The sequence below is a fragment of the Streptomyces sp. BoleA5 genome (assembly GCF_000373665.1).
In the GTDB taxonomy this organism is placed as follows: Bacteria; Actinomycetota; Actinomycetes; order Streptomycetales; family Streptomycetaceae; genus Actinacidiphila.
The window spans coordinates 158,615-184,747 of sequence record NZ_KB892146.1 but is presented as its reverse complement, the minus strand read 5'-3'; the positions used below and the strand labels follow the sequence as shown (position 1 = coordinate 184,747).

Genomic DNA, 26,133 nt, shown 5'->3' with positions numbered 1-26,133 from the left:
CAGGTTCTCTTCTCGGGACGGCGGGACTGACCGGTGCGGGGGTCCGGCTACTGCTCGTACGGGTCAGGATGAGGCGCGCAGCCGGCGTTCGCGCTGTGCATGCGCCGACGCAAGCAGGATGCTGTTCCAGTACTCGATACGGTCGGCCCGTTTCCTCTCCCAGCGGCCGAGACCGAAGCAGTCCTGGAGCAGCAGGTACAGCAACGCCTTGGTGACGGGCGCATCGTTGGCCCCGCCGTGCCGCCCGTCGTTGAAGTCGTCCCGGAAGGCCCTGTTGAGCAGGATCGTGTGGTTTTCGCGGTCGAGGTCGAAGAACTGGTCCTTCGGGAGGGCTGTCCACTCGATGCTGATGGGCTCCTCTCCGCCCTTCAGCGGGAGTTCCTCGGCCACTGTCCGCTTGACCTTGGGGTCAAAGCCCTTCCCGGGGGCGATGACCGGCGGCCTTTCGATGGCTGACCGCGAGGCACCCTCCCGGTAGGCAGCCTCCGAGTCAGCGAGGTACGCAGCGAAGGAGGTGCCTGCGGTCTCGGTTGCCTTCTCGGTGCCGCGGGTGAAGGCAGGAGTGACCTGGACGCCTTCCTTCTTCACGTCGAGGCTGAATACCCGGTTCCCGTCCTGAGGGAGGTCCACTGCGATCCTGGCCAGAGCCAGGTGGCCTTCGGGGCGCCGCAGGTTGTTCCAGCCGCCGGCCTGCACAAGGCGGTCGTTGCGGTAGAAGTAGAAGCCCTGTCGGTCGCTCAGGGCCCCGATGTGCCGGAAGCCGGCCTGCTTCGACTTCGCGGGCCATATGTGCGCCTCCAGCCGGACATCGCCGACGCCCTCGACCGGCGCGGTGAACACCTTGGGGTAGCCGGCTTTGCCGGGAACCTTGTAGCCGAACGGGTCCAGCGGTTCGACACTGATGTGGTCTGTTTCGTCGCCGGTCTCCACATCCCATACGGCGATGTCGAGCTTCAGCCCGCGGCTGAGGAACCGGTGCAGGCAGAGCCCGAGGTGAGTCTCCAGACGGGAAATCGCTTCGGAGAGGAACTGCTCGCTCTGGCCGGTGGAGACCGTCTCGAAGGCACGCACCCGGTCCCAGCGCACGATCGTGCCGTGCCACTCGATGAGCCCGTCGTATACGTCGATCTGCTGTTGGGCGAACTGCGGGTCAACGGTGTCACAGCGGAAGCCGTCCTCGATGCCCTCCGCGGTGAGTTTGCGGCCCGCTGCACGGCTGCGCTTGGTGCGGCTGATGACGGTGAGCGAGCGGGCGTGCGACAGGGAGGCGGCCTTCAGGCCGGTGCCGTACATCCCCAGGGCACGCCCCTCGTAGTTGCGCCTGCGGCCGACGGTCATAGCGCTGTCGAGGCCTGCGTCGTCCATGCCCTGGCCGTTGTCGAGGACGAGAAGTGAGACAACACGGTCGGCGTCGCACAGGAAGTGCACCACCACCGAGTCCGCGCCGGCATCGATGGAGTTGTCGATGAGGTCGGCCACGGCCACCTCAAAGCCGTATCCCTGGTTCGTGAGCGCTTTCGCGTACCCGGCATCCGGTGGCAGGCGCGTGCTGTCGGTTACAGGCACGTCGTACTGCCAGCTGGACATGAGTGATGCAGAGTGAGTCATTCGTTCGCAGTTCCTCGGTTGCACCGGGCGGGGCTACGTGAGCGGACAAGCAGCCTCGGTTTCAAAGTCACGATTATGGAGATCCTGGATAGATCCTGTACAGGCTTTCGGTGTGTTCGGGGCTTCAGGGCCGAGGTGGGCGTGACGGTTGGTCCGGCGCGCCTGCGGCCAGGGCTGGCAGGAAGCTCCAGGGCGCGTCGGCCTCGCTGCCGACCGCAGCCGGATCGGCGCTCGTCCGCCGGTCGCCGGGGCTCAGCCTTCTTCGCGCCCGAACATCCGGTGTCCCGGGGTTACCGAACGGGCGGGCTGCAGCATGGGTGCCGCTGAGCCGGTACGCCAGCTGTTTCGACGGGCGGCAGAAGGCGGCAAACTGCCGCATCGAGGATGTACTGCGCGAGCGTGAGCAACTGGCGGTGAGTTGCTGCGTCTCTGATCCCTGGATGTCTCCAGGGGCCTTCGGTGTCCCGCATGTCTGTCTTGTCGTGGGGTTCCTGTCGTGGAGGGCACCCAGACCGCCGAACCGCAGGAGGTGCAGCGGCTATGGGGATGTGGATGCCCCCGGCTCCGCTCGTCCTTGGTATCTGCCTGTTGCCGTCACGCCAGTACGCGAGTGCCAAGAAATTTTGACGGCGACAGTCGATAAAACACCCCTGTATGTCCAGGTGTGTAGGCCATTCTGGCATGGGCGGCTTGAAGGAGTGCCTTGCGGGTCATTCTCATGCCGCCTAAGGTTTCGATCCGTCAGGTGAGCCTCCTGGCGGTACGAACAGAGGAAGGCGTAGATGTCTCGCGCAGAGCTTGACGAGGGGCGGCCGCTGCCCGATCCTCGGGATCCCGGCATCGATGATCTGTTTGGCAGCCGGGAAACGGCTGAAGCGGCCCGGTTCCTCCTGGAGCGGAGGGATGACCCGCCCACCATGGCCGAGTGGCTGGCCCGTTCGCAGAGGGTTTTCGGCAAGGCCAACGTGCACAGCCAGCGCCGGCTGCGTGAGGTCCGCAGTCACTTCGTCGTGCTGAGCATCCGCCGTACCGGCGATGGTGAGTGGGTCTACCAGCTGCTGGGGTGGAAGAAGGCAGCTGCTTCGGGCGTGAAGATCTCCCCGCGGCTGCAGGCGGAAGTGTTCAGCCAGAAGGGCCGCTTCTGTCAGATGTGCGGCATCGGCCCCGATCGTGCGCGACTCCAGATCGACCACATCGTCCCCGAGTCCTGGGGCGGCAAGACGGAATTCGCCAACCTGGAGCCGCTCTGCGAGGAGCACAACCATGGCAAGCAGGCATTCTTTGCCTCGCTGGATGAGGTGGGACCGGCCATTGGCCGAGCTCTTGCCCGGACGAACCCCTGGGAACGCATCGGTGAACTCCTCATCGCCTTCTCGGAGATGGGGAGGCCGACTCCTGTCGAGTTGATCGAGCTGGTTGCTCAGGACACGCACAAGGGCGACCCGAAGAAGCGACTGCGAGAACTGAGGTTCGTCCTGGGCTGGGACATCACTTCCCACCGCAAGAAGACCGACGGAGTAACCGAGGTGACCTACGAGCTGATCAGGGCGAGGCCGTGGCCCGCCGGGGGAGCACCGGCTGCAGTCGCCGACTATGAGCGCGATCGCAAGAGACGCAAGGCGGCTGAGGACCGCGACTTCGGCTGATCTTGTCGCCCGATCCCAGTACCGGACAGCGCACCACCCGCACGTATCCCCGAATGTTCCCGCAAGGAAGGTGTCTGCCATGTCGGCTGCCCAGCCGCCGCTGTTCCCTGCTGCTCCTGATGCGTCCCCCGACCCTCAGCTGGAGGAGGTCCGGGCTGCGATTCTGGCGGCGGATCCTCACGGCGAGAAGTTCAGCGCCGCTCTGCGCCGCACCTTTGACATGCTCCTTGACGGCCAGCACACAGGCCGCTTCCGCTGGGAGCAGCTGCACAAGACGGAGAAGACTCACGCTGGCACCCTTGTCGAGATCAACCTCCAGCGCGCCTTCGGGTTCGCCGACGGCGACAAGATGGACTACTCCATTGCTGGTGCCGATGTCGACTGCAAGTACTCCCAGGACATCGGGAAGTGGATGATCCCGCCGGAGGCCATGGGCCACCTCTGCCTGGGTGTCTGGGCCAGCGACAAGGCTGGTATCTGGTCGGCGGGGCTCTTCAGGGTCGTCGAGGAAGTGCTGACCAAGAAGGAGGGCAATCGCGACGGAAAGCGCTCCCTGACGGCGGCTGCCCGTGAGACTGCGGTCCACTGGCTGTTCAGGGACGAGCCGCTTCAGGAGAATATTCTGCTGCGCCTCTCGCAGGAGGACATAGACGCGATCTTCGCGCCCAAGCACGGGACCCAGCGCGTGCACGAGCTGTTCCGCCGGACACAGGGCCGTGTCGTCTCCCGGAGCGTGGTAGCGACTGTGGCGCAGCAGGACGACTACATGAAGCGTGTGCGCTACAACGGGGGCTCCCGTTCGGCTCTCCGGCCGGAGGGGATCGTGATTCTCGGCCAGTACGGGAATCACCAGGCCGTGGCCCAAGCTCTGGGGCTGCCCGAGCCTGGCGCGGGTGAGTCCGTCAGCGTACGTCTGGCACCCTGGACTCCAGAGCATGCGGACGTGCCGTGGGCAGAGCTGGAGGGCGGCAAGTGGGTGGTGGCACGGGACGGCGACCCGAAGGCGGAGGCGCCCATGCTGCCGGAGCGGTAGCCGCCGGAGCCCAGGAAGAGTGGGTCGCCCCCGAGGGCTCGTGGGCTTCCTCGGCTGCGCGTCGCCGCAACATGCAGGCGATCCGCAGCCGCGACACCGCTCCGGAGCGGGTGCTGCGCTCGCTGGTGCATGCTGCCGGACTGCGCTACCGGGTAGCGGCCAAGCCGCTGCCTGGCATGCGGCGCACCGCCGACCTGCTGTTCCGGCCTACGCGGGTTGCTGTGTTCATCGACGGGTGCTTCTGGCACGGCTGCCCAGAGCACTTCGTTGCACCTAGGACGAATGCCGACTACTGGAACGAAAAGATCAGCCGGAACGTGCAGCGGGACCGCGACACTGATGCACGCCTGGTGGCAGAGGGCTGGCTGGTTCTCCGCTTCTGGGAGCATCAGTCAGCAGATACTTGTGCCGCTGTGGTCGTCGCAGCCGTCCAGGAGCGCCGCCAGGAAGCCGACAGGGCAGGCAGCACTCAGTCAGCTCCTACGGACGGCGGCTCGCGTTCCTAAGTGGACCTTCCGGTTGCGCTTGCTAAGGCACTTGCGTGCCCCCGCGCAGATGCTGCGCTGCGCGGGGGCACCTCGAGGCTGCGGTCCGACGGTCAGTCGGCGAGGGTCAGTGCTTCCTCGGCAGGCTCGGCCACTCCAGGCGCGGGGATCATCACGATCTCTGTTGCCCCGTCCTTGATGCCGGCGCTGGTGTCTGCGGAGATCGGCAGTAGCTCCTGTGCGTGGATGTCCTCGTACCTGTCGTCCTCCAGGACTGGTGCTGGCACGAGCGGACCGGTGCGCCCCAGCGCCTCGGCGATGGCACGGCCGACCGCTTCCGCGACTGGTGGCGGGAAGGCATTGCCCACCTGGCGGTAACGGGCCGTCTTGCCGCCCTGGAATTTCCAGTCGTCGGGGAAGCCCTGGATGAGGGCGGCCTGGGACACCGTGAGCATGATGCCCTTCTCGAGGTCGAGCAGGTCACGATCAAGATCCCGCTCGAAATGCCGGTCGTCCTCCTCGTTGGCCACGCCAAGTCCATTGACGCCAAAGGCTGTCCAGGCCTTCTTGGCGCGAGTGGGACCGAGGTCCGCTCCGCCGTGCTTTTTGGAACCGCCCACGAGGGTCGGGGCAATGCCAAGGGGCACGCCATTTGCGTCGTCGGCCCACTTTTTGTAGGCCTTGGCTGCTAGAGCCCGCTGCGTGGGAGTCTTGAGCCCAGGGCCCTTGCCCCCTTCGGTGCCGCACCTGTGCTGCATGCTCTTTTGGAGAGTCTCGAAGACGTACTTTTGCGGGACGTCGCCCTTCTTTGGCCAGGTGAACCCGCGGTAGCAGTCCTCGCGGATCGCTACCAGGATGGCGCGGGGGCGGAGCTGCGGGACTCCGAAGTCTGCTGCTTCGAGCACGTTCCACCCGCAGACGACGTATCCCGCATCCCGGAGCCGCTGCAGGATCTGCTTGCGGTAAGAGCGGAACTTGTGAGCTGGCTCGAGTAGCCCTCGTACGTTTTCGATCATTACAGCCCTGGGCTTCAGTTCATCGACGAGCTCAAGCATCCTGGGGAAGAGGTCGCGCTCATCGTCCTGTCCGAGCTGTTTGCCTGCGATGGAGAACGGTGGGCAAGGGACCCCGCCGGCGAGAAGGTCGAGGTGCCTTGGCTTCAGGCCCGGGAGGACCTCGTACGGATGGAACTGCTTGACGTCTTCGTTGAAGATCGCACAGTTGGCACTCTCCCACTTCCAGCCGTCTGCGGGATTCTTCTTGATGTTCGCGTTCAGGGTCTCGACTGCGTGCTCGTCGATCTCGACGAGGGCTAGGTGGCGGAATCCTGCAGCGTGCAACCCGACCGCCTGCCCGCCGGCTCCGGCGCAGATCTCGATCGATGTCAGCTCAGGGGTGTTGCCGCCCATCAGGCTCCCGTCCTCTTCCTTCCTGATGCGAATGTTCCTGTCGCGTACGGGCATCCCGCCCGCGACGCCTCCGGCACCCGCACCACTACTAAGTCAGCAACCTTCTCACACCCCACCGACATCGCCTGTCTGGGCACGGCCTTGCATCAGCTGTGCCAGCGCTTCCGCAGACCCTGGTCAGCACACCTCGCGGTACCTGCCCGTGGCCTCTGATAGGGCGCCCGCGCAACACGCGTCCCGCGCCTTGGGCCCGCCTCAGCTGTGCTCCCCGGACAGTCATGCGTGCGTCCTGGGTCCTTGGCTGTGGCTATCTGCCTGGCTCGCACGAGTGGTTGTGCTTGCCGTAGTCGACGCTCAGGAAGAGAGATGATTGAGTCAAGGTACCCGGCATGGGGCATCGGGCCTCGGGCTTCCGCTGTTCTCCGAGTCTGACCTGGGCCGAAATGCCTCAAGATCCCGTCCACGGATAGTCCACAGACCCCGCCATACGGCCACTTCCGGCGGCACACGGCTGCGCATACGCAAAGACCCCGCTTCCAGCGTCTTGGCTGGTGGCGGGGTCTTTTGGCACCTCGTGCGAGGTGCCCCCGGCAGGATTCGAACCTGCGCACACGGCTCCGGAGGCCGTTGCTCTATCCCCTGAGCTACGGGGGCGTGTCGTCCGCGGGCGGCGACGGGTGAAACCTTACCAGCCTGGAAGGGGTGTCCGTGTACAGGGTTTCCGGGGAAGCGGGTTGCGGGAGGCGGCGCGACGAGGAGCGTGCCGCGAGCCGCGTGCCCCTGGCATAGCCCATGGCGGCAGGGCGTGTCCGGCACACCGCCATGCCGTCCCCCGGTCGGGGAAGGAATGGGGAAAACGCGGACGCATCCGATCCGGCGCGCCTAGGCTCTGAATGTGCCGGGCGTGTCCGGCCGGGTGCTTGTCGTCGACGACAACAAGGTCATCCGGCAGCTGATCAGGGTCAACCTCGAGCTGGAGGGCTACGAGGTCGTGACCGCGGCCGATGGTGCCGAATGCCTGGACGTGGTGCAGCAGGTGCGCCCGGACGTGGTGACGCTCGACGTCGTCATGCCGCGCCTCGACGGGATACGCACCGCGGCCCGCCTCCGCTCCGACCCCCGCACCCGTGACGTGCGGATCGTCGTGGTCAGCGCCTGCACCCAGGCCGAGGTGGAGAGCGCCGTCGCCGCCGGGGTCGACGCCTTCCTCAGCAAGCCCTTCGAGCCCGGCGAGCTGATCCGCGTCGTACGGCGGCTCGTCGGCGCCGACGCCGCCGACACCCCCCAGGAAGGCGCGCCGGCAGGCACCCCCGGCAGTGCGTGACCGGCGGTGAGCGGCGGTGACCAAAGGGTGAAACCCGTTCGCGTCCGTACCCCCCTCCTCGCCTACGCTTGCGCTTGTGACCCCCGCTGAGCTCTCCCGCACCGTGCTCGCCACGGTCCGTCGCGCCGTCGAGGCCGACGAGCTCAGCCTCACGGGCCCGGTGCCCGAGCGGGTGGTCGTACGCCGCCCACCGCGCCCCGGGTGCGGGGACTACGCCACCAACGTGGCCCTGCAACTCGCCCCCCTGACCGGCGCAGCGCCGCTCGCCGTCGCCGACGTCATCGGCCGCCGGCTCGCCGCCGCCCCCGGCATCGCCCGGGTGGACGTCGCCGCACCCGGCTTCCTCAACATCACCCTCCAGGGGGAGTCCCACGAGGCCCTCGTCGACCTCGTCCGCGAGCAGGGCAGCCGCTACGGCCTCGGGGAGCACCAGGTCGGCGCCCTTCCCGCGCCCACCGGCGAAGCCCGCGCCGACGCCTACGCCGCCGCCCTCCACCGACTGCACGCCGCCACCGGCATCGAGCCGCCCGCGCGACGCCCGCACCCCGTACGCCAGACCCCGGACGAGCTGCTCCGCACCCTCGGCGCCGACGCCACCGCCTGGGCCCTGCTGCGCCCGCCCGCCGAGGACGCCCCCCGCACCGGCCCCGCGGAGCACCTGGCGCAGCGTGAGAGCAACCCCCTGTTCCTGGTCCGGTACGCTCACGCCCGCAGCCGGGCCCTGCTGCGCAACGCCCACGACCTGGGCCTGGAGCCCGGCGCCGCATCCGGCCGCCGGGACCCCGCGGAGACCGAACTGCTCGGCCTGATCGCCGACTTCCCCCGCACCGTGGAGGCCGCGGCCCGGCACGGCGCGCCCGACCGGGTGGCGCGGCTGCTGGAGCGCACCGCCGACGCCTTCCTCGGCTTCCACGACGCGTGCCCGGTCCTGCCGAAGGGCGAGGAGAAACCCTCGGCCGTGCACGGGGCCCGCCTGGCGCTTGCCGACGCCGCCGGGACCGTGCTCGCCAACGGCCTGACCCTGCTCGGCATCAGCGCCCCCCGACACCTGTGAGAGCAGAGAGCACGAGACGATGAGCCGTTCCGCACACCCCGCCGGGCCCCGCTACGCCGACGTCCTCCCCGAGGGCCACTACGCGGCGCCGCCCGCCGACCTGAACACCCTGGACCCCCGGGTCTGGGCCCGTACCGTCAGCCGGGACGCCGAGGGCGTCGCCACCGTGGGCGGGCTGGACGTCCGCGCCCTCGCGGAGGAGTTCGGCACCCCCGCCTACATCCTGGACGAGGCCGACTTCCGGGCCCGCTGCCGCGCCTGGCGCGAGGCCTTCGGCGCGGACGCCGACGTCTTCTACGCGGGCAAGGCGTTCCTGTCCCGCGCCGTGGTGCGCTGGCTGCACGAGGAGGGCCTCAACCTCGACGTGTGCTCCGGCGGCGAGCTCGCCGTGGCGCTGTCGGCGGGGATGCCGGCCGACCGGATCGCGCTGCACGGCAACAACAAGACCACCGCGGAGATCCGCCAGGCCGTCGAGGCCGGGGTGGGGCGGATCGTGGTGGACTCGTTCCAGGAGATCGTCCGGGTGGCGGACGCCGCGCAGAAGGCGGGCCGGCGGCAGCGGGTGCAGGTCCGCGTCACCGTCGGCGTCGAGGCGCACACCCACGAGTTCATCGCCACCGCGCACGAGGACCAGAAGTTCGGTTTCTCGCTGGGCGGCGGGGACGCTGCGGAGGCGGTGCGCCGGGTGCTGCGCCTGGACTCGCTCGAACTGGTCGGCATCCACTCGCACATCGGCTCGCAGATCTTCGACACCTCCGGTTTCGAGGTGGCGGCGCACCGGGTGATCGGCCTGCTGCGGCAGATCCGCGACGAGCACGGGGTGGAGCTGCCGGAGATCGACCTCGGCGGCGGCCTCGGCATCGCGTACACCCCGGACGACGACCCGCGCGAGCCGCAGGAGATCGCCAAGTCGCTGGGGGAGATCGTCTCCCGGGAGTGCCGGGGGGCTGAGCTCGCCGTCCCGCGGCTGTCGGTCGAGCCGGGCCGGGCGATCGTGGGCCCGACGGCGTTCACCCTCTACGAGGTGGGCACGATCAAGCCGCTGGAGGGCCTGCGCACCTACGTGAGCGTGGACGGCGGGATGTCCGACAACATCCGCACCGCGCTGTACGACGCCGAGTACAGCGTGGCCCTGGTGTCCCGGTCGAGCGACGCCGAGCCGATGCTGACCCGGGTCGTCGGCAAGCACTGCGAGTCGGGCGACATCGTCGTGCGCGACGCCTTCCTTCCCGCGGACCTGGCGCCCGGCGACCTGCTGGCGGTGCCGGCGACGGGCGCCTACTGCCGCTCGATGGCCAGCAACTACAACCACGCCCTGCGCCCCCCGGTGGTCGCCGTCAAGGACGGTGCGGCCCGGGTGATCGTCCGGCGTGAGACGGAAGAGGATCTCCTGCGTCTCGACGTCGGCTGACGTGAAATCTCACATAGAAGAAGGCCGGTCTCGCGATCCGGACAGCACGTGGAAACTTCCGTCCGGTGCGTGAGACTGGGACCGTCCAAGAGGCTTGCAAGAGCTGAAACCGCGAAGCGAGGTCGGATGATGCGTACGCGTCCGCTGAAGGTGGCGCTGCTGGGCTGTGGTGTGGTCGGCTCAGAGGTGGCGCGCATCATGACGACGCACGCGGACGACCTCGCCGCGCGGATCGGCGCTCCGGTGGAGCTCGCCGGGATCGCCGTACGGCGGCCCAACCGGGTGCGCGCGGGAGTGCCCGCGGAACTGCTCACCACGGACGCGACCGCCCTGGTCAAACGCGGGGACATCGACGTGGTCGTCGAGGTGATCGGCGGCATCGAGCCCGCCCGCTCGCTGATCACCACCTCCTTCGAGCACGGCGCCAGCGTGGTGTCCGCCAACAAGGCGCTGCTGGCCGCGGACGGTGCCGCGCTGCACGCCGCGGCCGTCGAGCACGGGGTGGACCTCTACTACGAGGCCGCGGTCGCCGGGGCCATCCCGCTGATCCGCCCGCTGCGCGAGTCGCTGGCCGGCGACAAGGTCAACCGGGTACTGGGGATCGTCAACGGCACGACCAACTTCATCCTCGACAAGATGGACACCACCGGCGCCGGCTACTCCGAGGCGCTGGACGAGGCCACCGCCCTGGGCTACGCCGAGGCCGACCCGACCGCCGACGTCGAGGGCTTCGACGCCGCCGCCAAGGCCGCGATCCTGGCCGGCATCGCCTTCCACACCCGGGTGACCATCGGCGACGTGCACCGCGAGGGGATCACCGAGGTCACCGCGGCCGACATCGCCTCGGCCCAGCGGATGGGCTGCACGGTGAAGCTGCTCGCGATCTGCGAGCGCAGCGCCGACGGGCGTTCGGTCACCGCCCGCGTCCACCCGGCGATGATCCCGCTGACGCACCCGCTGGCCAGCGTGCGCGAGGCGTACAACGCGGTCTTCGTGGAGGCCGCGGCGGCCGGCCAGCTGATGTTCTACGGCCCCGGGGCGGGCGGCTCGCCGACGGCCTCGGCGGTGCTGGGCGACCTGGTGGCGACCTGCCGCAACAAGCTGGCGAGCACCACCGGGCCGGGCGAGTCCGCGTACGCGCAGCTCACGGTGGGCCCGATGGGCGACGTGGTGACGCGGTACCACATCAGCCTGGACGTGGCGGACAAACCGGGCGTCCTGGCCCAGGTGGCCACGGTCTTCGCCGAGCACCAGGTGTCGATCGACACGGTTCGTCAGCAAGGCAGGAATCCGGTCGGCGACGCAGTCGCCGTCGAACAGGGCGGCGGCGGGCGACGGGAGGGCGGGGAGGCGTCGCTCGTCGTCGTCACCCACCGGGCACCGGACGCGGCGCTGGGCGCGACCGTCGAGGCGCTGCGCAGGCTCGACACCGTCCGGGGCGTCGCCAGCATCATGCGTGTGGAAGGGGAGTAACCCAGCGATGAACGCAGTCTCGGCCGGCCGTGTGCCGGCCACCCACCAGTGGCGCGGCCTCATCGAGGAGTACCGGGACCGGCTCCCGGTCGGCCCGGCGACCCCCGTGGTCACGCTGCTCGAGGGCGGTACCCCGCTGGTCCCCGCCCAGGTGCTGTCCGAGCGCACGGGCTGCGACGTCTTCCTGAAGGTGGAGGGCGCCAACCCCACCGGCTCCTTCAAGGACCGCGGCATGACGATGGCGATCTCCAAGGCCAAGGAGGAGGGCGCGCAGGCGGTCATCTGCGCCTCCACGGGCAACACCTCCGCCTCGGCCGCCGCCTATGCGGTGCGGGCCGGGATGGTCTGCGCCGTCCTGGTGCCGCAGGGCAAGATCGCGCTGGGCAAGATGGGCCAGGCGCTGGTGCACGGGGCGCGCATCCTGCAGGTCGAGGGCAACTTCGACGACTGCCTGGACCTCGCCCGCGGCCTGTCCGACAAGTACCCGGTGGCGCTGGTCAATTCGGTGAACCCGGTACGCATCGAGGGGCAGAAGACCGCCGCCTTCGAGATCGTGGACGCGCTCGGCGACGCGCCGGACGTCCATGTGCTGCCGGTCGGCAACGCCGGGAACATCACGGCGTACTGGAAGGGCTACCGCGAATACTGCGCGGACGGCGTGTCGACGCGCCATCCGCGGATGTGGGGCTTCCAGGCCTCCGGCGCCGCGCCGATCGTGCTGGGCCACCCGGTGCGGCAGCCGCAGACGATCGCCACCGCGATCCGCATCGGCAACCCGGCGTCCTGGCAGTTCGCCGAAGAGGCGCGGGACGAATCCGGCGGCTTGATCGACTCGGTGACCGACCGTCAGATCCTCGCGGCGTACCGGCTGCTCGCCGCGCACGAGGGCGTCTTCGTCGAGCCGGCCTCGGCCGCGAGCGTGGCCGGACTGCTGCAGGCCGCCGAGCAGGGCAAGGTCGACGCGGGCCAGCGGATCGTCTGCACGGTCACCGGCAACGGCCTGAAGGACCCCGACTGGGCGGTGGCGGGCGCGCCGCAGCCCGTCACCGTTCCGGTGGACGCCGACGCCGCCGCGGAGCGGCTCGGGCTGCTCTGACCCCCGAGGGACGGCAGGGGCGCACGGATTCGCACGCGACACGCATCACGCGCTGTCCGTGCGCCCTATGTCGCAGGAGAACCTTCCTTCGATAGGCTGACCCCACACCGGCGCCGCCGCACGCCGTTCTGGCCCATGCCATTGGCATCCTCCTCGCGGGATCCCCTTGGTACGGTCCCCCAAGTCCTCGCCGCCGTACGGCAACGATGCCGCGGCATCGCGAGGCAGAAACGCCCGTGAAACAAGGAGAGTCATCGAACGATGGCCGGACCAGCCTTCCGCGCCGCCGCCGTCCGAGTGCGCGTCCCCGCGACCAGCGCCAATCTCGGGCCGGGCTTCGACGCCTTCGGCCTGGCGCTCGGACTCTACGACGACGTCGTGGTCCGGGTGGCCGACTCCGGTCTGCACGTCGACATCGCCGGCGAAGGCGCCGACTCGCTCTCCCGCGACGAGAACCACCTGGTCGTACGGTCCCTGCGGACCGCCTTCGACCTGCTCGGCGGTCAGCCGCGCGGCCTCGAGGTGGTGTGCGCCAACCGCATTCCGCACGGCCGCGGCCTGGGCTCCTCCTCCGCCGCCATCTGCGCCGGCATCATGGCGGCCCGCGCGGTGACGATAGGCGGGCAGGACAAGCTCGACGACGCCACGCTGCTGGAGCTGGCGAACGAGATCGAGGGCCACCCGGACAACGTCGCCGCCTGTCTGCTCGGCGGCTTCACGCTGGCCTGGACCGAGGGCGGCGCCGCCCACGCGGTCCGGATGGACCCCGCCGGGTCGGTCGTTCCGGTGGTCTTCGTGCCGGGCAGGCCGCTGCTGACCGAGACCGCCCGGGGGTTGCTGCCGCGCACCGTCCCGCACGTGGACGCGGCGGTGAACGCGGGACGTGCCGCGCTCCTCGTCGAGGCCCTCACCCGGCGGCCCGACCTGCTGCTGCCCGCCACCGAGGACCGGTTGCACCAGGAGTACCGGGCGCCCGCGATGCCGGAGAGCACGGCACTGGTGAACCGACTGCGCGCCGAAGGCGTCCCCGCTGTCATCTCGGGTGCGGGACCCACGGTGCTCGCGCTGGCGGACGAGGAAACCGCCGACAAGGTCTCCCGGCTGGCGGGCGAGGGGTGGGCGGCGAACCGCCTGGCCCTCGACGCGGCGGGGGCGAGTGTGCTGCCGCTCGCTGTGGGGCAGTGACACGATTGCCGGTCGTAGAGAGGGGGAATGTTTGTTGGATCCGGTAGTGTTAATCTCATTGCTGCACCCGTGGACTCAGGCACCCGCCTGTTGTACCTGTTGTCCCGGTGCCTTGTGTCCCGCATCGGGACCGCCCACTCTTCCGGGAGCCTCCCACACCGCATAGGCAGCCTGCCTGGGCAGTGCCGAGCACGCTCCGGAGACGGCGCGGGTGACATTTCACCCGAGAGTGAACTCTCACCTCGCCGGTAACTGTGTTTTTTTGTTCCACATCATCTCCTCCGCCATCAGGCGGACCACCGCCCCGGGTCCGGCGCAAGTGATAAGGACCGGATCCGGACAGCACGACCGGTCGCCGAGCCAGACAGGCCGACGTCCGCTCCAGGGAAGGACCCTTCGTGAGCGACACCACCGATCTGATGGGCGTACGCGCAGACAGCCCTGTCGCCGCGTCCGATGCTGCCGCGCCTGCCACCGGTGCTGCCACTGCCCCCGCCGCGCGGCGCCGTCGCGCGGGTACCGGTCTTGAGGGCATGGTCCTGGCCGAGCTGCAGCAGCTCGCCTCCGGTCTCGGCATCAAGGGCACCGCTCGGATGCGCAAGAGCCAGCTCATCGAGACCATCAAGGCCGCGCAGTCCGGCGGCGGCGCCAAGGCCTCCGCCGCCGAGGGCGCGCCCGCTGCCGAGAAGCCGAAGCGCCGGGCCACCTCGCGTACCCGTACGGGTGATTCCGCCGAGGCCGGCGGCCAGGCCGCCGAGCAGCAGCAGAAGCAGATCGAGATCCCCGGCCAGCCGGCCGGCGAGAAGGCCGCACCCGCGGCCAAGGACAAGGCGGAGTCCGCCAGGTCCGAGCAGTCCGCCGAGGGCCGTGCCGAGGCCGCCGTGGACAGCGCCGAGGGCAAGTCCGGTGACGGCAAGGGCGGCGACGACCGCCGCGAGAGCCGCCGCGACCGTCAGCGGGACCGGCAGCGCGACCGCCGCAAGGGCGGCGAGGACGGCGGCCAGCAGCGTCAGCAGCAGGACGGCGGCCAGCAGCGTCAGCAGCAGGGCGGCGGCCCGCAGGGCGGCCAGGGTGGCCAGGACGACTATGACGACGGCGAGGGCGGCGGCCGCCGCCGCAGGGGCCGTTACCGCGACCGCCGCGGCCGGGGCGGCAACCGCCGCGAGGACTTCGCGGGCGAGCCGCAGGTCGCCGACGACGACGTCCTGATCCCGGTCGCCGGCATCCTGGACATCCTCGACAACTACGCGTTCATCCGGACCTCCGGCTACCTGCCCGGTCCGAACGACGTGTACGTCTCGCTCGCCCAGGTCCGCAAGAACGGCCTGCGCAAGGGCGACCACGTCACGGGTGCCGTCCGCCAGCCGAAGGACGGCGAGCGCCGCGAGAAGTTCAACGCGCTGGTGCGCCTGGACTCCGTCAACGGCATGGCGCCGGAGAGCGGCCGCGGCCGCCCGGAGTTCAACAAGCTCACCCCGCTGTACCCGCAGGAGCGGCTGCGGCTGGAGAACGAGCCCGGCCAGCTGATCACCCGGATCATCGACCTGGTCGCCCCGATCGGAAAGGGCCAGCGCGGCCTGATCGTGGCCCCGCCGAAGACCGGTAAGACGATCATCATGCAGGCGATCGCCAACGCGATCACCCGCAACAACCCCGAGTGCCACCTGATGGTCGTCCTCGTCGACGAGCGTCCGGAAGAGGTCACCGACATGCAGCGGTCGGTGAAGGGCGAGGTCATCTCCTCGACCTTCGACCGTCCGGCCGAGGACCACACCACCGTCGCGGAGCTCGCCATCGAGCGCGCCAAGCGGCTGGTGGAGCTGGGCCACGACGTCGTCGTCCTGCTGGACTCCATCACCCGTCTGGGCCGCGCGTACAACCTCGCGGCGCCCGCCTCCGGCCGCATCCTGTCCGGTGGTGTCGACTCGACCGCGCTGTACCCGCCGAAGCGCTTCTTCGGTGCCGCGCGCAACATCGAGGACGGCGGCTCGCTGACCATCCTGGCCACCGCGCTGGTCGAGACCGGCTCGCGCATGGACGAGGTGATCTTCGAGGAGTTCAAGGGCACCGGCAACATGGAGCTCAAGCTCGACCGCAAGCTCGCGGACAAGCGGATCTTCCCGGCGGTGGACGTCGACCCGTCCGGTACCCGCAAGGAGGAGATCCTGCTGGCCCCGGACGAGCTGAACATCACCTGGAAGCTGCGCCGGGTGCTGCACGCGCTCGACTCGCAGCAGGCGATCGAGCTGCTGCTGGACAAGATGAAGCAGACCAAGTCCAACGCCGAGTTCCTGATGCAGATCGCCAAGACCACCCCGGGTGGCAACAACGACTGACGCCCCGGCGTCGGCACGGCCCAGAAGGCCGGTCCGGTCACTTCGGTGACGGGACCGGCCTTCCGTCGTCCGAGCCCGCCGGCGGCCGTCCGAGCCCGCCGCGGCACCGACCGGATGGCTCTCACCTGCGGCGGTGTCCGGCGCGTCCCGCGGCGGGGCGGCCCCGGACCCGCTGTCATTGCCCTGCGGGCACCCCCTCGCGTGGCTGATCGGGCACGGGAGCGGGTACCCCATCATGGGGAGCCGATCAGGACAGAGGAGCCGATGCCCGAGCACGCGGACGAGGGACGAGCCGCCCGGCGGCGCCTGCGCGGCCCGCGCCGGCGGGCCCTGCGGATCACCGCCTGGGTCGTGGCGACGTTCCTGCTGCTGACCACCACCGCCGTCGGATGCCTCTACCTCAAGCTCAACGGCAACATCAGGGGCATCGACATCAACGCCCTCCTCGGGCGCGACCGGCCGGCCGACGTCGACAACGGCTCGATGGACATCCTCGTCCTCGGTTCCGACTCCCGTTCGGGCAGCAACCAGAAGGCCGGCGGCGGCACGGACGACGGCACCGCCCGCTCCGACACCGCGATGATCGTCCACGTCTACCAGGGGCACGACCGGGCGAGCGTGGTCAGCATCCCCCGCGACACCCTCGTCGACCGGCCCGCCTGCGCCGAGCCCGGCGGCGGCACCGCCCCGCCCCGCAGCGGCGAGATGTTCAACGAGGCGTACGCCATCGGCGGCCCGGCCTGTGCCGTCAAGACGGCCGAGACGATGACCGGCATCCGCATGGACCACTACATCGAGATCGACTTCTCCGGCTTCCAGCACCTGGTCGACGCCCTCGGCGGGGTCACCGTCACCACCAGCCAGGCCATCAGCGACGACCGCAGCCACCTGCACCTGCCCGCCGGCACCCACCACCTCGACGGCAAGCAGGCCCTCGGCCTGGTGCGCACCCGGCACGGGGTGGGGGACGGCAGCGACCTGGGCCGGATAAAGCTGCAGCAGGCCTTCCTGAAGGCCCTGGTGGACCGGGTGAACGGCATCGGGCTGCTGAGCTCGCCGACCCGGCTCTACGAGATCGCCGACACCGCGACCGGCGCCATCACCACCGACTCGGAGCTGGCGTCCGTCAAGAAGCTGGTCGGCCTCGGGGAGAGCCTGAAAGGGCTGGGGTCCAAGGACATCGGCATGGTCACCATGCCGGTGCGCTACGACCCCGCGGACCCCAACCGCGTCCTGCCGATCACCGACCAGGCGGAGCGGGTCTGGGCGGCGCTGCGGGCCGACAAACCGATCCCCAGGTCCGCCACCAAGGGCTCGGCGGGTGACGACGTCGACACGAACGGCGTGGTCAGGGGCTCCTCGCAGCCGTCCGGCGGCGGACCGGAATAGATCACCGCGGCCCCCGGTTTGGGCAGATGCGGCCAGTGCTGGCAGACTGGTACGTCGGCCCCGGTTCACGTGACGCAAGCCCGCGGCACGACCCGGGACCCTCCCGAACACTAGGAGAACCCCTTGAAGCGCGACATCCACCCGGAGTACGTGGAGACCCAGGTCAGCTGCACCTGCGGCGCCTCGTTCACCACCCGCAGCACCGTGAAGGACGGCGTCATCCGTGCCGACGTCTGCTCCGCGTGCCACCCGTTCTACACGGGCAAGCAGAAGATCCTCGACACCGGTGGCCGTGTGGCCCGCTTCGAGGCCCGCTTCGGCAAGGCGGCCGGGTCCGCCAAGAAGTAGCGACCCGAAAGCGCCGGTCCACGGCCGTCCGGATATCCTCCGGCGGCCGGACCGGCGCTTTGTCGTCCCAGGCTGGTCCACCGGCGTCCACCCCTTCCAGAAGCAGGGATCCTGATGTTCGAGGCGGTCGAGGAACTGATCGGCGAGTACGCCGACCTCGAGAAGAAGCTTGCCGACCCGGCGGTCTTCGCCGACCAGGCCAACGCGCGCAAGCTCAACAAGCGCTACGCGGAGCTGACTCCCATCATCGGCACCTACCGCGGCTGGAAGCAGACCGGCGACGACATCGGCACCGCGCGCGAACTGGCCGCGGACGACCCCGACTTCGCCGCCGAGGTGAAGGAGCTGGAGAAGCAGCGCGAGGAGCTCACGGAGCGCCTGCGGCTGCTGCTCGTGCCGCGCGACCCCAGCGACGACAAGGACGTGATCCTGGAGGTCAAGGCGGGTGAGGGCGGCGAGGAGTCCGCGCTGTTCGCCGGCGACCTCCTGCGCATGTACCTGCGCTACGCCGAGCGCCAGGGCTGGAAGACCGAGATCATCGACGCCAACGCCTCCGACCTCGGCGGCTACAAGGACGTCCAGGTCGCGGTGAAGACCAAGGGCGGCAACGGCGCCACCGAGCCCGGTCAGGGCGTCTGGGCACGGCTGAAGTACGAGGGGGGCGTGCACCGCGTCCAGCGCGTGCCGGCCACCGAGTCCCAGGGCCGCATCCACACCTCCGCCGCCGGTGTGCTGGTGACCCCCGAGGCCGACGAGGTCGAGGTCGAGATCGGCCCCAACGACCTGCGGATCGACGTCTACCGCTCCTCGGGCCCCGGCGGCCAGTCGGTCAACACCACCGACTCCGCGGTGCGCATCACCCACCTGCCCTCCGGGCTGGTCGTCTCCTGCCAGAACGAGAAGAGCCAGCTGCAGAACAAGGAGTCGGCGATGCGCATCCTGCGCTCCCGGCTGCTGGCCGCCGCGCAGGAGGAGGCCGAGCGCGAGGCCTCCGACGCCCGCCGCAGCCAGGTGCGGACGGTGGACCGCAGCGAGCGCATCCGCACCTACAACTTCCCGGAGAACCGCATCTCGGACCACCGCGTCGGCTTCAAGGCGTACAACTTGGACCAGGTCCTCGACGGCGAACTGGACGCGGTCATCCAGGCGTGTGTCGACGCCGACTCGGCGGCCAAGCTGGCCGCCGCGGGCGACGGAAGCTGAACCGGAGGCGGAGAACGTGAACCTGCTGCTCGCCGAGGTCGCCCAGGCGACCCAGCGGCTGGCCGACGCCGGCGTTCCCTCGCCGCGGTTCGACGCCGAGGAGCTCGCGGCGTATGTGCACGGGGTGAAGCGCGGCGCGCTGCACACCGTCGCCGACGCCGACTTCGACGCGCGCTACTGGGAGGCCGTGGCCCGCCGCGAGGCCCGCGAGCCGCTGCAGCACATCACGGGCCGGGCGTTCTTCCGGTACCTGGAGCTCCAGGTCGGCCCCGGGGTCTTCGTGCCCCGCCCGGAGACCGAGTCGGTCGTCGGGTGGGCCATAGACGCGGTACGTGCCATGGACGTCGCCGAGCCGCTCATCGTCGACCTGTGCACCGGTTCGGGCGCCATCGCGCTCGCCCTGGCGCAGGAGGTGCCGCGCAGCCGGGTGCACGCGGTGGAGCTGTCCGACGAGGCGCTGGTGTGGGCCCGCAAGAACGTCGAGGGCAGCAAGGTCGACCTGCGGCAGGGCGACGCCCTGGAGGCCTTCCAGGACCTCGACGGCCAGGTCGACCTGGTGATCTCCAACCCGCCCTACATCCCGCTCACCGAATGGGAGTACGTGGCGCCGGAGGCCCGCGACCACGACCCCGGGATGGCGCTGTTCTCCGGCGAGGACGGCCTCGACACGATCCGCGGCATCGAGCGCACCGCGCACCGGCTGCTGCGCCCGGGCGGGGTCGTCGTCATCGAGCACGCCGACACCCAGGGCGGCCAGGTGCCCTGGATCTTCACCGAGGAGGCCGGCTGGGCGGACGCCGCCGACCACCCCGACCTCAACAACCGTCCCCGGTTCACCACTGCCCGCAAGGCGACGCCGTGACCACGGCGCCGCACGTCATGGAGGTCTGCTGATGGCACGGCGTTACGACTGCTCGGACGCGACGGACCGGATCGCCGGACTGCGCGAGGCCGCGTCCGCCGTACGCCGCGGCGAGCTCGTGGTGCTGCCCACCGACACCGTCTACGGGATCGGCGCGGACGCGTTCAACACCGAGGCCGTCGGCGACCTGCTGGAGGCCAAGGGCCGGGGCCGCAACATGCCCTCGCCCGTCCTGGTCGGCTCCCCGAACACCCTGCACGGCCTGGTCACCGACTTCAGCGAGCAGGCCTGGGAGCTGGTCGACGCCTTCTGGCCGGGCGCGCTCACCCTCGTCGCCCGTCACCAGCCGTCGCTCCAGTGGGACCTGGGGGACACCCGCGGCACCGTCGCCGTCCGCATGCCGCTGCACCCGGTCGCCATCGAGCTGCTGACCGAGACCGGCCCCATGGCCGTCTCCAGCGCCAACCTGACCGGTCACCCCTCGCCGCAGGACTGCGACGCGGCGCAGGAGATGCTCGGCGACTCCGTCGCGATCTACCTCGACGGCGGCCCGACGCCCGCGGCCGTTCCGTCCTCCATCGTGGACCTCACCGGCAAGGTGCCCGTCCTGCTGCGGGCGGGCGCGATCAGCGCGGAGCAGCTCCGTGAGGTCGTACCCGACCTGGAGGTCGGCAATTGACACCGCCCATACCCGGGCAGTGGGATCACGGCGAGCGCCCGTTCCGCATCCTCCACGTCTGCACCGGCAACGTCTGCCGCTCGCCGATGGCCGAGCGGCTGACCCGGCACGAGCTGACGCTGCGGCTCGGTGACGGCGCCGCCGGGATCATCGTGGAGAGCGCCGGCACCTGGGGACACGAGGGCGCGCCGATGGAGGCGCACGCGGCGGCGGTGCTCGCCGAGTACTCCGCCGACCCGGTCGGCTTCCTCGGGCGCGAGCTCCTCGACGACCACGTGATCGACGCCGACCTCGTGCTGACCGCGACCCGCGACCACCGCGCCCAGGTGATCTCCATGGGTCATGCGGCGGGTCTGCGCACCTTCACGCTGAAGGAGTTCACCCGGCTGGTGAAGGCGATAGACCCGGCGACGCTGCCGGAGGGCAGCGTGACCGAGCGCGCGCGGTCCCTGGTGCGCGCCGCCGCGGCCCTGCGCGGGTGGCTGCTGGCGCCCACCGCCGACGCGGACGAGGTGTACGACCCGTACGGCGCCCCGCTGACGTTCTTCCGCAGCATCGGCGAGGAGATCCACGACGCGCTGGACCCGGTCCTGACGGCGCTCACCGGGGTTCCGGCGCCCACCGCCTGACCCCGGGGGCGGAAGGTCTCCCCGGGTCGCGGACGGCCCTTCGGGCGGGCTCCCGGGGCACGGTGGCGCGGCCCGCGGCGACCACCCGGCCCCCGGTGGAGCACAACGCGGCGCGAAATGTCCGGAAGGATGCAACAGTGGCAGGTGAGAACCTTCCCAGCCGCCCCCGGGAGCGCCGCCATGCCCACCGCGGAAGTGTCTTCACCCCACATAGTCACCCCCACGCTCCCGGCCGGGGGCCCCGGCCTCGACGAGCTGCGCGCCCATGACCCGGAACTGGCCGACATCCTCCTCGGGGAAGCCCAGCGGCAGGCCTCGTGCCTGCAGTTGATCGCGGGTGAGAACTTCACCTCCCCGGCCGTCCTGACGGCGCTCGGCTCACCGCTGGCCAACAAGTACGCCGAGGGCTACCCCGGCCACCGCCACCACGCCGGGTGCGAGCTGGTGGACCTGGCCGAGCGGCTGGCCGTGGAAAGGGCCACACGGCTGTTCGGAGCCGCGCACGCGAACGTGCAGCCCTACTCCGGCTCCTCGGCCGTGCTGGCCGCCTACGCGGCCCTCCTGGTCCCCGGGGACACCGTCCTGGCGATGTCGCTGGCCCACGGCGGCCACCTCACCCACGGGTCCGAGTCGAACTTCTCCGGCCGCTGGTTCCGCATCGTCGGATACGGAGTGACGCGGGGCGAGACCTTCGAGGAGGGCGGCCTGATCGACTACGCGCAGGTGCGGGACCTGGCCCACCGGCACCGCCCGAAGGCGATCGTCTGCGGCGGGATCGCCTATCCCCGGCACATCGACTACGCCGCCTTCCGCGAGATCGCCGACGACGTCGGCGCGTACCTGATCGTGGACGCCGCGCACACGCTCGGCCTGGTCGCCGGCGGCGCCGCGCCCAACCCGGTGCCGTACGCGGACGTGGTGTGCGCGACCACGCACAAGACGCTGCGCGGACCGCGCGGCGGGCTCGTCCTGTGCGGCGCGGACCTGGCCCAGCGCATCGACCGGGCGGTCTTCCCCTTCTCGCAGGGCGGTCCGCACATGCACGCCGTCGCCGCGAAGGCGGCGGCCCTCGCCGAGGCGGCGCGGCCGGAGTTCGCGCTCTACGCGCACCAGGTCGTCGCCAACGCCCGCGCGCTCGCCGGCGCGCTCGCCGCGCAGGGCCCGCGCATCGCCACCGGCGGCACGGACACGCATCTGATCGCCGCGGACGTGTCGGCCCTGGGCGTCACCGGTATGCGCGCCCGCGGACTGTGCGCGGCCGCCGGGATCGTGCTGGACAAGTACACGCTGCCGTACGACACGGAGCCCTGCACCGCCGGTTCCGGAATCCGCCTGGGCACCGCGTCGGTGACCACCCAGGGGATGCGCGAGGAGCAGATGCCGCAGGTCGCGGACCTGATCGTGCGCGCGCTGCGGGAGGAGCGGGGACTGGCCGGCGAGGTCGCGGAACTGGTGGAGGGCTTCCCCCCGTACCCCGGCTGAGACGCGCTTCACAGGGGGGCCGGGCCACCCCGGTGGGTGGCATGTGCAACCCTGGGTACCCGCTGTGAGTCTTCGTCTGTGTTTACAGTCGACACCCGGACGCGAATAGGGTGTGCCCGTGCGCGAGTACCTCTTGACCCTGTGTGTCGCAGCAGCCGTGACCTACCTCCTCACGGGGCCGGTGCGGAAGTTCGCCATCGCGGCAGGGGCCATGCCCGAGATCCGCGACCGCGACGTCCATCGCGAACCCACGCCGCGCCTCGGCGGCATCGCCATGTTCGGCGGCCTGTGCGCGGGCCTGCTGGTGGCGGCCCACCTGACCAACCTCAAGAGCGTCTTCGAGCTCTCCAACGAGCCCCGGGCGCTGCTCTCGGGCGCCGGGCTCATCTGGCTGCTGGGCGTGCTGGACGACAAGTGGGGCGTGGACGCCCTGATCAAGCTGGGCGCGCAGATGATCGCGGCCGGTGTGATGGTGCTGCAGGGCCTCACCGTGCTGTGGCTGCCGATCCCGGGCAAGGGCATCGTCGCGCTCACACCGGTGCAGTCGACCCTGCTGACCGTGGCGCTGGTCGTGATCACGATCAACGCGGTCAACTTCGTCGACGGACTCGACGGACTCGCGTCCGGAATGGTGTGCATCGCCGCGATCGCGTTCTTCATGTACGCGTACCGCATCTGGTACGGCTACGGCATCGAGGCGGCCGCCCCGGCGACGCTGTTCAGCGCCATCCTCATCGGGATGTGCCTGGGCTTCCTGCCGCACAACCTGCATCCCGCGCGGATCTTCATGGGCGACTCGGGCTCGATGCTGATCGGCCTGGTGCTGGCCTCCGGCGCCATCTCGATCACCGGTCAGACCGACCCCGACGCCATCACCAACCTCACCGGTTCGACCCGGGACACCACGCACTTCATGGTGCCGTTCTACCTCCCCCTGCTGCTGCCGCTGACGCTCATCGCGATCCCGGCGGCCGACCTGGTGCTGGCCATCGTGCGCCGCACCTGGAACGGGCAGTCGCCGTTCGCCGCCGACCGCGGACACCTCCACCACCGGCTGCTGGACATCGGCCACTCGCACAGCCGGGCCGTGTGGATCATGTACTTCTGGTCCGCGCTGATCTCCTTCGGCGCCGTCGCCTTCTCGGTCAACTCCTCCAGCCTGCTGATCGTCCTGAGCATCGTCGTGCTGAGCGCCATGGGGCTGCTCGCGCTGCTCATGCCGCGTTTCCGCCCCCGGGCCCCGCGCTGGGCCGAGGCGTTCGTCCCGCCGCGGTACCGCCGTACCCGGGCGGAGGCCGCGCGAGAGGCCCACGACGCCGCCGCGGCCACCATCGCCGCGGGGGAGGCCCCCGGCGTCAACGGCGCTACCGCGCTCAGCGCGCGGTCCCTGGTGGACGCCGGCCGCGGTTCGGGCAGCCGTCCGTAGGCCGAACGCTCTTTAGCACAGCCGTCGAGAGGCGTCCGGAAGACTCCGCGAGAGTTACTTCTTCCGTGTGACAGGTCACACACGAACCGGGTAAAGACCTCATCAAATAGTTTGTGATACCGTTCACGAGAACCCGGAATCAAGCCGAAAGACCCTAGTGCGATGGTCTTCCGGCGTGAGGCATGTCCTCGCCGCCGGGCTACCCTCGTCCTCGACGACCCCTGTACTCCTAACCTCGCCGGAGGAGCTGCCGCCATGCAGTCCAACGACGTCCGAACGCTTCTGAACTGCGCCGTGCCCGCCGTAGCCGCGGGGGTGATCGCGGTCGCTGTCTCCAGCGTGCTCGCGGGCGGCAAGGGCGCGATCGGCGCGGGCTTCGGCGCGGTGGTGGTGATCGCGTTCATGGGAATCGGTCTGACGGTGCTTCAGCGCACCGCCCGTTCCTATCCCACGCTGTTCCAGATGATGGGCCTGATGCTCTACACCGTGCAGCTGCTGCTGCTCGCCATCGTGCTGGCCGTGTTCAAGAACACGACGCTCTTCGACACCCAGGTGTTCGCCTTCACCCTGCTCGGCACGACCCTGGTGTGGATCGCCGCCCAGGCACGTGCTCATATGAAGACCAAGATGCTGTACGTGGAGCCCGGCTCCGCCGGAACTTCACCGTGAAAAGCAGGGCCGGTGCAGGCGGACTTCCGCTCGTTTGCTATCGTCCGGTCTCAACTGCGGCAGAGCTGGCGCGGGTGGCAGTCATGCCTTCGCAACAGCCCTTCGGCTCAGCGCCCACCCGCCGCCCCCACATCCGTCAGACCAGTCCAGTGCCGTTCCGTGGCCGTGTGCCGCGCCGACACGTAGAGGTTGCCGTACCTATGCGCCACGCTGAAGGAGCTCTCGGTGAGTGATGTAACGACGCTCGCCTTCGAGACGAACTGCCACATCTTCGACGGGTGCGGCTTCCCGGCCCCCGGCCTGCACTCCTTCCTCTTCAAGCCGCTGATCGGCGACGGGGACAGCAGCGTCTACTTCAACAAGACGATGCTGCTGGCACTGCTCGGCAGCATCGTGATCGTCGGCTTCTTCTGGGCTGCGTTCGCCAAGCCGAAGATCGTGCCGGGCAAACTGCAGATGGTCGCCGAGGCCGGCTACGACTTCGTCCGCCGCGGCATCGTCTACGAGACGATCGGCAAGCGGGACGGCGAGAAGTACGTGCCCTTCATGGTCGCGTTGTTCTTCTTCGTCTGGATCATGAACCTGTGGTCGATCGTGCCGATCGCCCAGTTCCCCGTGACGGCGATCATCAGCTACCCGGCCGCGCTCGCCGCGATCGTGTACATCACGTGGATGTCGCTGACCTTCAAGAAGCACGGCTTCGTCGGCGGCTGGAAGAACATCACCGGCTACGACAAGAACCTCGGCGCGGTGCTGCCGATGGTCGTCGGCCTGGAGTTCCTCTCCAACGTCATCGTGCGGCCGTTCACGCACGCCGTGCGACTCTTCGCGAACATGTTCGCCGGGCACGTCCTGCTGCTGCTGTTCACCATCGCCAGCTGGTACCTGCTCAACGGGATCGGCATCGCCTACGCCAGCGTCTCGTTCGTGATGGTCATCGTCATGACCGCCTTCGAGCTCTTCATCCAGGCCGTCCAGGCGTACGTCTTCGTGCTGCTGGCCTGCTCCTACGTGCAGGGCGCGCTCGCCGAACACCACTGAGCAGCCGCACGACGCACAGCCCCCCGATTGTCCGGTGGCCAACCCCCACCGGTCCGTGAAAGAGAAGGAAGAAACAGCATGTCCGCTGTGAACCTCGCCGCCACCCAGATCCTCGGCAACCTGGGCTCCATCGGCTACGGCCTCGCGGCCATCGGCCCCGGCGTCGGCATCGGCATCATCTTCGGCAACGGTACGCAGGCGCTCGCCCGTCAGCCCGAGGCCGCCGGCCTGATCCGTGCCAACCAGATCCTCGGCTTCGCCTTCTGTGAGGCGCTCGCGCTGATCGGTCTGGTCATGCCGTTCGTCTACCCGACCTCCTGAGTCCGGGCTGACGAGACCAACCCC

The 26,133-nt window shown here is 69.9% G+C and carries 22 protein-coding genes, 1 tRNA gene and 1 pseudogene; 21 read left to right on the top strand and 3 right to left on the bottom strand.

The genetic code is table 11. The features are described from left to right. Nucleotides 1-63: 63 nt before the first annotated feature. Nucleotides 64-1,587 carry an ATP-binding protein gene (locus tag B085_RS0136510; protein ID WP_018563549.1) on the bottom strand — a complete coding sequence of 508 codons (1,524 nt, stop codon included), beginning with the start codon at nucleotides 1,585-1,587 and terminating at the stop codon, nucleotides 64-66. Nucleotides 1,588-2,390: 803 nt separating this feature from the next. On the opposite strand from B085_RS0136510, the gene B085_RS0136505 reads away from it, so the two are divergent. The 3 genes and pseudogenes from B085_RS0136505 to B085_RS47825 form a co-directional block, all read left to right on the top strand. Beyond that, a complete protein-coding gene (locus B085_RS0136505) occupies nucleotides 2,391-3,254 on the top strand; it encodes an HNH endonuclease (RefSeq protein ID WP_018563548.1) in 864 nt (287 codons plus the stop codon). A gap of 79 nt (nucleotides 3,255-3,333) precedes the next feature. Continuing rightward, on the top strand, nucleotides 3,334-4,287 hold the full coding sequence (locus B085_RS0136500; RefSeq protein WP_018563547.1) for a NaeI family type II restriction endonuclease: 954 nt from the start codon (nucleotides 3,334-3,336) through the stop codon (nucleotides 4,285-4,287). Between the two features lie 29 nt (nucleotides 4,288-4,316). Beyond that, nucleotides 4,317-4,793: pseudogene (locus B085_RS47825) on the top strand (very short patch repair endonuclease); the annotation flags it as partial. A gap of 92 nt (nucleotides 4,794-4,885) precedes the next feature. On the opposite strand, the gene B085_RS0136495 reads toward B085_RS47825, so the two are convergent. Together B085_RS0136495 and B085_RS0136490 are read right to left on the bottom strand one after the other, a co-directional pair. After that, on the bottom strand, nucleotides 4,886-6,181 hold the full coding sequence (locus B085_RS0136495) for a DNA cytosine methyltransferase (protein ID WP_051102261.1): 1,296 nt from the start codon (nucleotides 6,179-6,181) through the stop codon (nucleotides 4,886-4,888). 582 nt (nucleotides 6,182-6,763) lie between these two features. Continuing rightward, nucleotides 6,764-6,835, bottom strand: a tRNA-Arg gene (locus tag B085_RS0136490). A 241-nt stretch (nucleotides 6,836-7,076) separates the two neighbouring features. Between B085_RS0136490 and B085_RS0136485 the strand changes: the two genes are divergently transcribed. From B085_RS0136485 to atpE, 18 genes are all read left to right on the top strand, one after another. Continuing rightward, nucleotides 7,077-7,505, top strand: a complete 429-nt coding sequence (locus B085_RS0136485; RefSeq protein ID WP_078620224.1) for a response regulator — start codon at nucleotides 7,077-7,079, stop codon at nucleotides 7,503-7,505. Nucleotides 7,506-7,581: 76 nt separating this feature from the next. Next, complete coding sequence (gene nrtL / locus B085_RS0136480) at nucleotides 7,582-8,559, top strand: ArgS-related anticodon-binding protein NrtL (protein ID WP_026251819.1); 978 nt, start codon at nucleotides 7,582-7,584, stop codon at nucleotides 8,557-8,559. 19 nt (nucleotides 8,560-8,578) lie between these two features. Continuing rightward, nucleotides 8,579-9,970 (top strand): diaminopimelate decarboxylase, encoded by a 1,392-nt coding sequence (gene lysA / locus B085_RS0136475; RefSeq protein WP_018563542.1) that lies wholly within the window; start codon nucleotides 8,579-8,581, stop codon nucleotides 9,968-9,970. Between the two features lie 126 nt (nucleotides 9,971-10,096). Continuing rightward, the gene (locus B085_RS0136470; RefSeq protein WP_018563541.1) at nucleotides 10,097-11,443 is read left to right on the top strand and encodes a homoserine dehydrogenase; all 1,347 of its coding nucleotides are present in this window, start codon (nucleotides 10,097-10,099) and stop codon (nucleotides 11,441-11,443) included. Nucleotides 11,444-11,450: 7 nt separating this feature from the next. Next, entirely contained in the window at nucleotides 11,451-12,539 is a 1,089-nt protein-coding gene (gene thrC / locus B085_RS0136465) for a threonine synthase (protein ID WP_018563540.1), read from the top strand. A 261-nt stretch (nucleotides 12,540-12,800) separates the two neighbouring features. Beyond that, a complete protein-coding gene (thrB, locus tag B085_RS0136460) occupies nucleotides 12,801-13,724 on the top strand; it encodes a homoserine kinase (RefSeq protein ID WP_018563539.1) in 924 nt (307 codons plus the stop codon). Between the two features lie 398 nt (nucleotides 13,725-14,122). Next, on the top strand, nucleotides 14,123-16,060 hold the full coding sequence (gene rho / locus B085_RS0136455) for a transcription termination factor Rho (protein ID WP_026251818.1): 1,938 nt from the start codon (nucleotides 14,123-14,125) through the stop codon (nucleotides 16,058-16,060). Nucleotides 16,061-16,324: 264 nt separating this feature from the next. Next, complete coding sequence (locus tag B085_RS0136450) at nucleotides 16,325-17,449, top strand: LCP family protein (protein WP_018563537.1); 1,125 nt, start codon at nucleotides 16,325-16,327, stop codon at nucleotides 17,447-17,449. 123 nt (nucleotides 17,450-17,572) lie between these two features. Continuing rightward, nucleotides 17,573-17,797: a 50S ribosomal protein L31 gene (rpmE, locus tag B085_RS0136445; RefSeq protein WP_018563536.1), complete on the top strand. Its 225-nt coding sequence runs from the start codon at nucleotides 17,573-17,575 to the stop codon at nucleotides 17,795-17,797. A 114-nt stretch (nucleotides 17,798-17,911) separates the two neighbouring features. Further along, nucleotides 17,912-19,000 (top strand): peptide chain release factor 1, encoded by a 1,089-nt coding sequence (gene prfA / locus B085_RS0136440; RefSeq protein ID WP_018563535.1) that lies wholly within the window; start codon nucleotides 17,912-17,914, stop codon nucleotides 18,998-19,000. A gap of 16 nt (nucleotides 19,001-19,016) precedes the next feature. Continuing rightward, nucleotides 19,017-19,862, top strand: coding sequence for a peptide chain release factor N(5)-glutamine methyltransferase (gene prmC / locus B085_RS0136435; protein ID WP_018563534.1), 846 nt, complete (start codon nucleotides 19,017-19,019; stop codon nucleotides 19,860-19,862). A gap of 31 nt (nucleotides 19,863-19,893) precedes the next feature. Further along, nucleotides 19,894-20,541, top strand: a complete 648-nt coding sequence (locus B085_RS0136430; RefSeq protein WP_018563533.1) for an L-threonylcarbamoyladenylate synthase — start codon at nucleotides 19,894-19,896, stop codon at nucleotides 20,539-20,541. Beyond that, the gene (locus B085_RS0136425; protein ID WP_018563532.1) at nucleotides 20,538-21,170 is read left to right on the top strand and encodes a protein-tyrosine-phosphatase; all 633 of its coding nucleotides are present in this window, start codon (nucleotides 20,538-20,540) and stop codon (nucleotides 21,168-21,170) included. Before B085_RS0136430 ends, B085_RS0136425 begins: the two co-directional genes overlap by 4 nt. A 180-nt stretch (nucleotides 21,171-21,350) precedes the next feature. Continuing rightward, entirely contained in the window at nucleotides 21,351-22,652 is a 1,302-nt protein-coding gene (glyA, locus tag B085_RS0136420) for a serine hydroxymethyltransferase (protein ID WP_018563531.1), read from the top strand. A 118-nt stretch (nucleotides 22,653-22,770) separates the two neighbouring features. After that, a complete protein-coding gene (locus B085_RS0136415; protein WP_018563530.1) occupies nucleotides 22,771-24,078 on the top strand; it encodes an MraY family glycosyltransferase in 1,308 nt (435 codons plus the stop codon). A gap of 255 nt (nucleotides 24,079-24,333) precedes the next feature. Continuing rightward, on the top strand, nucleotides 24,334-24,747 hold the full coding sequence (locus B085_RS0136410) for a hypothetical protein (protein ID WP_018563529.1): 414 nt from the start codon (nucleotides 24,334-24,336) through the stop codon (nucleotides 24,745-24,747). A gap of 210 nt (nucleotides 24,748-24,957) precedes the next feature. Then, nucleotides 24,958-25,788 (top strand): F0F1 ATP synthase subunit A, encoded by an 831-nt coding sequence (gene atpB / locus B085_RS0136405; RefSeq protein ID WP_026251816.1) that lies wholly within the window; start codon nucleotides 24,958-24,960, stop codon nucleotides 25,786-25,788. Nucleotides 25,789-25,866: 78 nt separating this feature from the next. Beyond that, entirely contained in the window at nucleotides 25,867-26,109 is a 243-nt protein-coding gene (atpE, locus tag B085_RS0136400; protein ID WP_018563527.1) for an ATP synthase F0 subunit C, read from the top strand. Nucleotides 26,110-26,133 lie beyond the last annotated feature (24 nt).

Excerpts from the sequence above, each read along its gene's own strand:
- B085_RS0136430 (WP_018563533.1), top strand. The coding sequence starts at position 19,894 with ATGGCACGGCGTTACGACTGCTCGGACGCGACGGACCGGATCGCCGGA.
- thrC (WP_018563540.1), top strand. The coding sequence starts at position 11,451 with ATGAACGCAGTCTCGGCCGGCCGTGTGCCGGCCACCCACCAGTGGCGC.
- atpE (WP_018563527.1), top strand. The coding sequence starts at position 25,867 with ATGTCCGCTGTGAACCTCGCCGCCACCCAGATCCTCGGCAACCTGGGC.
- B085_RS0136410 (WP_018563529.1), top strand. The coding sequence starts at position 24,334 with ATGCAGTCCAACGACGTCCGAACGCTTCTGAACTGCGCCGTGCCCGCC.
- B085_RS0136510 (WP_018563549.1), bottom strand. The coding sequence starts at position 1,587 with ATGTCCAGCTGGCAGTACGACGTGCCTGTAACCGACAGCACGCGCCTG.
- thrB (WP_018563539.1), top strand. The coding sequence starts at position 12,801 with ATGGCCGGACCAGCCTTCCGCGCCGCCGCCGTCCGAGTGCGCGTCCCC.
- lysA (WP_018563542.1), top strand. The coding sequence starts at position 8,579 with ATGAGCCGTTCCGCACACCCCGCCGGGCCCCGCTACGCCGACGTCCTC.
- B085_RS0136505 (WP_018563548.1), top strand. The coding sequence starts at position 2,391 with ATGTCTCGCGCAGAGCTTGACGAGGGGCGGCCGCTGCCCGATCCTCGG.
- B085_RS0136470 (WP_018563541.1), top strand. The coding sequence starts at position 10,097 with ATGATGCGTACGCGTCCGCTGAAGGTGGCGCTGCTGGGCTGTGGTGTG.
- glyA (WP_018563531.1), top strand. The coding sequence starts at position 21,351 with ATGCCCACCGCGGAAGTGTCTTCACCCCACATAGTCACCCCCACGCTC.
- B085_RS0136450 (WP_018563537.1), top strand. The coding sequence starts at position 16,325 with ATGCCCGAGCACGCGGACGAGGGACGAGCCGCCCGGCGGCGCCTGCGC.
- prfA (WP_018563535.1), top strand. The coding sequence starts at position 17,912 with ATGTTCGAGGCGGTCGAGGAACTGATCGGCGAGTACGCCGACCTCGAG.
- B085_RS0136500 (WP_018563547.1), top strand. The coding sequence starts at position 3,334 with ATGTCGGCTGCCCAGCCGCCGCTGTTCCCTGCTGCTCCTGATGCGTCC.
- B085_RS0136495 (WP_051102261.1), bottom strand. The coding sequence starts at position 6,181 with ATGGGCGGCAACACCCCTGAGCTGACATCGATCGAGATCTGCGCCGGA.